This is a genomic window from Arthrobacter sp. H5 (genome assembly GCF_000520595.1).
Lineage (GTDB): Bacteria > Actinomycetota > Actinomycetes > Actinomycetales > Micrococcaceae > Arthrobacter_D.
In genome coordinates this window covers 45,449-51,592 of record NZ_KI914999.1, presented here as the reverse complement: position 1 = coordinate 51,592, position 6,144 = coordinate 45,449, and the positions used below count along the sequence as shown (strand labels likewise).

General features: G+C 63.9%; 5 protein-coding genes. 2 read left to right on the top strand and 3 right to left on the bottom strand.

Annotation, left to right across the window (positions count from 1 at the left end; translation table 11 throughout):
* The coding region (locus tag Y708_RS24770) for an SAM-dependent methyltransferase (RefSeq protein ID WP_343212971.1) at positions 1-265 on the bottom strand (265 nt) is incomplete at its 3' end.
* Between the two features lie 7 nt (positions 266-272).
* On the opposite strand from Y708_RS24770, the gene Y708_RS0112550 reads away from it, so the two are divergent.
* Complete coding sequence (locus tag Y708_RS0112550) at positions 273-2,021, top strand: dolichyl-phosphate-mannose--protein mannosyltransferase (RefSeq protein ID WP_081746763.1); 1,749 nt, start codon at positions 273-275, stop codon at positions 2,019-2,021.
* A gap of 30 nt (positions 2,022-2,051) precedes the next feature.
* The gene (locus Y708_RS0112545; RefSeq protein WP_028280207.1) at positions 2,052-3,845 is read left to right on the top strand and encodes an AMP-dependent synthetase/ligase; all 1,794 of its coding nucleotides are present in this window, start codon (positions 2,052-2,054) and stop codon (positions 3,843-3,845) included.
* 31 nt (positions 3,846-3,876) lie between these two features.
* On the opposite strand, the gene Y708_RS0112540 is transcribed toward Y708_RS0112545, so the two are convergent.
* Both Y708_RS0112540 and Y708_RS0112535 read right to left on the bottom strand, forming a co-directional pair.
* Positions 3,877-5,049 (bottom strand): TIGR01906 family membrane protein, encoded by a 1,173-nt coding sequence (locus Y708_RS0112540; protein ID WP_028280206.1) that lies wholly within the window; start codon positions 5,047-5,049, stop codon positions 3,877-3,879.
* Positions 5,050-5,136: 87 nt separating this feature from the next.
* The gene (locus Y708_RS0112535; RefSeq protein WP_028280205.1) at positions 5,137-6,129 is read right to left on the bottom strand and encodes a stage II sporulation protein M; all 993 of its coding nucleotides are present in this window, start codon (positions 6,127-6,129) and stop codon (positions 5,137-5,139) included.
* Positions 6,130-6,144: the final 15 nt, after the last annotated feature.

Genomic DNA, 6,144 nt, shown 5'->3' with positions numbered 1-6,144 from the left:
CCGCCGCCTCCACCAGTCGATACCCCGGATCGGACACAGACGGCATCCCGGCGTCGGTCACCATGAGCAGTGTGGCGCCGCCCAGCACCAGATCAAGGAGCTCAGGCGTCCGCGCTACCTCGTTGTGTTCGTGATAGCTGAGGATCCTCCCCCGGGTGGAAACGCCCAGCGATTGAATGAGCCGTTGGAGCCGCCGCGTGTCCTCGGCAGCAATGATGTCCGCGCTCTCCAGCAGCGACGCCAGCCGGTACGTCGCATCCCCCATGTTCCCGATGGGTGTCGCCGCCAGCACAATGCGGCCTGCCTCGGGCGGGGCGCTGCCGCCGTCGTCGTCGTACTTGTCTGCATTCACGCTCTTCAGCGTAGCCCCAATGGGTACCATTGGCAGGGTGAGCCAAGCCGCCGAAACCACCGCCCGTCCCCACCCGGACGACGCGCAGGCCACCTGGGTTTCGTCGGCTAAGTCAGCCTTCTCCCACGATGTTCTGCTGCGCCGCCTGATCGGCGAACGGCTGCCATTGAGCGTCTGGACGTGGCTGCTCCCGCTGGCAGTCGCCGTGATCGGTGGCGTGCTGCGCTTTGTTCGACTCGGCGAACCCGGAACGCTCATTTTCGACGAAACGTATTACGTCAAGGACGCCTTCTCCTTTCTCCAGTCGGGTTACGAACGCGAATGGCCAGAAGGAGCCGACGAAGACTTCAACCAAGGCAACACCGGCGTGATCCTCGGCACCCCCGACTACGTGGTGCATCCCCCGGTGGGCAAGTGGATGATCGCGTTTGGCATGGCCGTTTTCGGCTCCGACAATGCCTTCGGCTGGCGCTTTTCCGCAGCACTGGTGGGCACCTTGTCCATCCTCATGATCGCGCTCATCGCCTCGCGGTTGTTGGGGTCGCCGGTTCTGGGCGCCGTGGCGGGCCTGCTGCTCGCGGTCGATGGCCACCACCTGGTTCACTCCCGCACCTCCCTGCTGGACGTTTTCCTGATGTTCTGGGTGCTGGCCGCCTTCGGAGCCCTGCTGCTGGACAGGGACCACGGACGACGACGGCTGGCCGCGAAGCTCGCGGCACTCGCCTCAAAGCGGGGCAGACCCGCGGCCGCGCACCTTCTCTATGGTCCCTGGCTGGGCCTGAGACCCTGGCGCATAGCGGCAGGCGTGGCTTTGGGACTCGCGCTCGGCACCAAATGGTCCGCCCTGCCCTACATCGCGGTATTTGGTCTGATGACCGTGCTGTGGGATATGAACGCGCGTCGAACCGCCGGCATCCGGCACTGGGTTGCCGGCGCCGTTGTCCGCGACGGACTGCAGGCCTTCCTTTCGATAGTCCCGGTCGCGTTCCTGACCTATCTGGCCTCCTGGACGGGCTGGTTCCTTTCCTCCGACGCCTACAACCGGCAATGGGTAGCCGAAAATCCCGACCCGGCATGGGACTGGGTCCCTGCGCCGCTCCGCTCCCTCGCCGAGTACCACCGCAGCGCATATTCCTTCCATGAGGGTTTGAGCTCCGAGCATCCATATGAGTCCACGGCCTGGTCCTGGCTTTTCATGGGCAGGCCCACGTCCTTCTACTATCCTGACGAAGCGGCGGGCTGCGGCGCCCAGGACTGTTCAAGCGCCATCAACGTGGTGGGCAACCCCCTCATCTGGTGGTCCGCCGCCGCTGCGCTCCTGGTGGTGATGCTCTATTGGCTGGGCCGGAGGGACTGGCGGGCCGGCGCCATCCTCGCTGGCGTGGCCGCTGGATACCTTCCGTGGTTCTTTTTTCCGGACCGCACCATGTTCTTCTTCTACGCGATTGTCTTTGAACCGTTCCTGGTCCTCGCACTGACTTATGTGCTCGGTTTGCTGCTTGGCCGGACTTTCGACCCCCCGTGGCGACGGCGGAGCGGTATTGTGCTGGTGGGTGGATTTGTTGCCGTGGCGGTGCTGCTGTCAGCGTTCTTCCTCCCCATCTGGACCGCCGAAGTCATTCCCTACAGCGAATGGCGTTTGCGGATGTGGATGCCGAGCTGGATCTGATGTCACACGCCTGAGGGAAGCGAGTTTGTCATGCGAGAAGCCACCACCGATCTCCTGGTCCACCTGCCAGAGGACACCAGCGTCACCGATCTGCTGATCAAACAGCACGGCCGGGCACCGCAGGGTGCCCTTTACGCCGTGAAATCCGGCACCGAATGGCTCGACGTCACTGCGGATAACTTCCTCAGCCAGGTCCGCTCCCTGGCGAAAGGCCTGATCAATGCGGGGGTTGCGCCCGGTGATTCGGTCGCCGTGATGTCCAAAACCCGTTTCGAATGGACCGTCGCCGACCTCGCCATCTGGTTCGCCGGCGCCGTCACCGTTCCTCTCTACGAAACCTCCTCGGCGCACCAGGTGAGCTGGATCCTGGAGGACTCGGCCGCCGTCGTCGTGCTGGTGGAGAACGAGGAAAAAGCGGATGTGGTCCGCCAGGCCAAGCCGGGCGTGCGGCTGTACCACATGAATTACGACGACGGCGGCGCGGACTTCGCCACGCTGACCGCCGAAGGTGCCGGGATCAGCGACGACGCGCTTGAGGCCGCCCGCACCAGTAGGTCGCTGAAGGATGTTGCCTCGCTTGTGTACACGTCCGGGACCACGGGCAGGCCCAAGGGATGCGAGATCACGCATGGCAACTTTGCCCTTTTTGCGGTCAACACGCTGGAATTCCTGCCGGAACTGCTCCGTGAAGAGAACGCCCGAACCCTGATGTTCCTGCCGCTGGCGCACGTGCTGGCCCGGGCTGTGCAGCTGGTCTGCCTGGCCGGCGGAGTGAAGCTTGGCCACACGAGCAACGCCACGGAACTGCTGGACGACCTCGCTGCCTACAAGCCCACGTTCCTGCTGGTGGTGCCACGGATCTTCGAGAAGATTTACAGCACCGCCGGTCAAAAGGCGGAAGCAGCCGGGAAGGGCAAGGTTTTCGAGGCAGCGGCGGCCACCGCGGTGGCCTATTCCCGTGCTCTCGACGCCGCGACCCGGGGCGGGCGCGGTCCCGGCCTCACACTCAAAGCCCGTCATGCACTGTTCAACAAGCTGCTGTATCCCAAGTTGCGGGCAGTTTTCGGCGGCGAAGTGACGCACACCGTCTCCGGTGCCAGCCCCCTCAGCGAGCACCTTGCCCACTTCTTCCGCGGCGCCGGAATCAACGTCCTCGAAGGCTACGGCCTCACCGAAAGCACCGCGCCCTGCACCGCCAACACCGTATCCCTCACGCGGGTAGGCAGCGTGGGCATCCCGATGCCGGGAACGTCCATCCGGATCGACGAGGACGGCGAGGTGCAGGTCTCCGGCGTCGGCGTGTTCAAGGGCTACCACAACAACCCGGAGGCCAATGCGGACGCGTTCACCGACGACGGCTTCTTCCGCACCGGCGATCTGGGCAGCCTGGACGACGACGGCTTCCTCACCATTACCGGCCGCAAGAAGGACCTGATTGTCACCGCCGCCGGCAAAAACGTAGCCCCGGCACCGCTGGAGGAAAAACTCAGGGAGCACGCGCTGGTGGCCCATGCCGTGGTGGTGGGCGACGGACGCCCGTTCATCACGGCGCTGCTCACTGTGGACCCGGAGGCTGCAGAGCAGTGGACATCAACCAACAAGTACGACGGCGCAGCGCCGGCCTCAGCGATCCGTGCGGAGCTGCAGCGCGCAGTCGACTCAGCGAATGACCTGGTCTCGAAGGCCGAACAGATCCGCAAGTTCGAGGTGCTGGACACAGAATTCACCATCGAATCCGGTTACCTGACCCCCACGCTGAAGCTGAAGAGGACTGCGGTTGTCAAGGATTTCGCCGCCGAACTGGATCGGCTTTACGCGCCCTAGCGGGCACTCGGTCGATCACAGAAAGCCGCACCTAGTCGGCGTAACTGACCCTGCGGTCCTCGAGCGCAGCCCGTGACTTCTCCCGCCGCGCCTTGGTTGGCCAGGTGAAGACAAGAGTGAACACCGAAACAATCAACACCAGCGCAGCTACGGTAATCGCTGAGTCACTCCAGAACTGCGCCGGGAACAGCCTGATCAGTGTGTCATCCAGCCTGAAGGTCCAGGTGCCATCAGCAAAGAAGACCGCATGTACTTGGCTGAAGAATGTTTCCCAGGCCAGGGCCGCGGCAACGGTCAGGGCCGCCACCAACACCAGGGTGGCAACCGCACCCGAGAACAGTGCACGGCGGACCCCACCGGGGTAGCGCCGCGCCAGGTAAATGCAGGCGATGATGCTGAAAACAGCCAGCACGGCAGCCACCGCAAAGCTGATGGCCAGCACCATCTTGACGTCGAGCATGTGTCCCACTTCGCTGTCCAGGAAGAGTTGCTCCCCGTCGGCGTTCACCAGGCCGCCGAGATACCGCGGGGGCGCCCAGTTCAGAATGTAGTCAACTGTGTAGGACGCAAAGGTGATGCGGTCCTCGGTACTGAAGCCGTAGCTGTCCGCCGGAAAGCCCGGACGGTTGTACTCAGCCCACAGGAACAGCGGCGTAGTGACCGTGCGGATCGCAGCGGCCAGCAGCATGACCGGGAAAAACACCGCGACCAGAACCTGCAGCACGCGGGGAAGGGCTGGCTTGGCGGCGACGGCTTCGTCGCGCTCGGCCGCCCGGCGGTCAACGTCCTCGGCAGGCGGCCGGATGGACAGGGCAGTGGTGTCGGGGGCAGCGGTGTCGGGGGAAGTGGTGTCCGAAGGTGTTCTCATGTCCGGCGCGGTGTTATCTGACGCCGCGTCGTTGCGGGCAGCACGGGTAGCGGAAGTGTCGGAAGCTGATGCCGTGGAAGCTGAAGCCGGCACCGCGCCGTCGTCGTCCTTGGTTGTTTCTCCGCTGCCATTCTCATAACGGGATACATCGGGCAGGGTGCTTGCCCGGCGCATCGGAAGCGGATTGCGCTCAACCGATCCGTCCGACACCGCACCCCCGCCGCGCAAAGCCGCACGACGCTCACCTCCGGGACTTGAATCCGCAGATGATGATCCGGCACTGGATCGACCGCCAGCCACACTTTCCTGCTGCTTGGTCTTGTCCTCTTCAGCCACTGCGGTATCTCCTAGAACTCACTCACACACGTACTTAAGACAGTACCGGGCAGAAGCCCTGATGTGCGCCAGGCACCGCCGTTATTGCTACGCCGTGCGCAGATAATCGCCCCGGTCCAGGGCGGACAAATCCCCTGTGTGACCGGCGCGCACTGCCCGGCGACCGAGCACCAGGGTATAGACCCAATAGGCGGCAAAGACCAGGAAACCAATGGTTATCCGCAGCCAGGACGGCAGCGGGCTGGGTGTCACGAATCCCTCCACCAGCCCGGACACCAGCAACACCAGCACCAGTCCCAGCGCAACGGTGATCAGCGAACGTCCTTCCTCAGCCAGCGCCTGGCCCCGCGTCCGCCGCCCGGGCGAAACCAGCGCCCAAAAGATCCGCAGGCCGGCAGCAGCCGCAATGAAGATGGCCGTCAGTTCCATGAACCCGTGCGGCAGGATGTAGATGAAGAAGACGTCGAGCCGGTCGTAGGACGCCATCATCCCGGCGGCCATTCCCACACCCTGCGCATTTTGGTACAGGATGAACGGACCCCAGATCCCGGTGATGCCAAATGCGACCGCCTGAATGGCAATCCACGCGTTATTGGTCCAGACAAGCCCGGCAAAAGAGGCAGCCGGATTTTCCGAGTAGTAATTGACGAAGTCCTCTTCGACGTAACTTCTCATCTCCTCGTCACTGCCCATCGCGGCAATGACTCCGGGAGAATTGACCACCCACGCACCGTACAGCCAGGCCACCGAGACAAACAGCACCCCGATCACCACCGTCAACCACCGGATCCGGTAGAAAGCCGCCGGCAGCGCGACCACAAAGAACGCCGCCACATCCTCCATGAAGTTGGACCGCGCACCGGTGAACTTGGTGCGGGCGCGGGACAGCCGCATGGACAGAGCGCCGGACAGCACGCTCTCCGGCGCAATGGACCGGATCATGGACAGATGGGTGGAGGTGCGCTGATAGAGCACCAGGAGTTCGTCCGCTTCTTCGCCGCTCAACCTCCGGCGGCGCACAAGCTCGTCGAGCCGTTCCCAGTCCGGCCGGTTTACTGCCTCGAATGCATCCAAGTCCACGGCTTCAGCATAGTC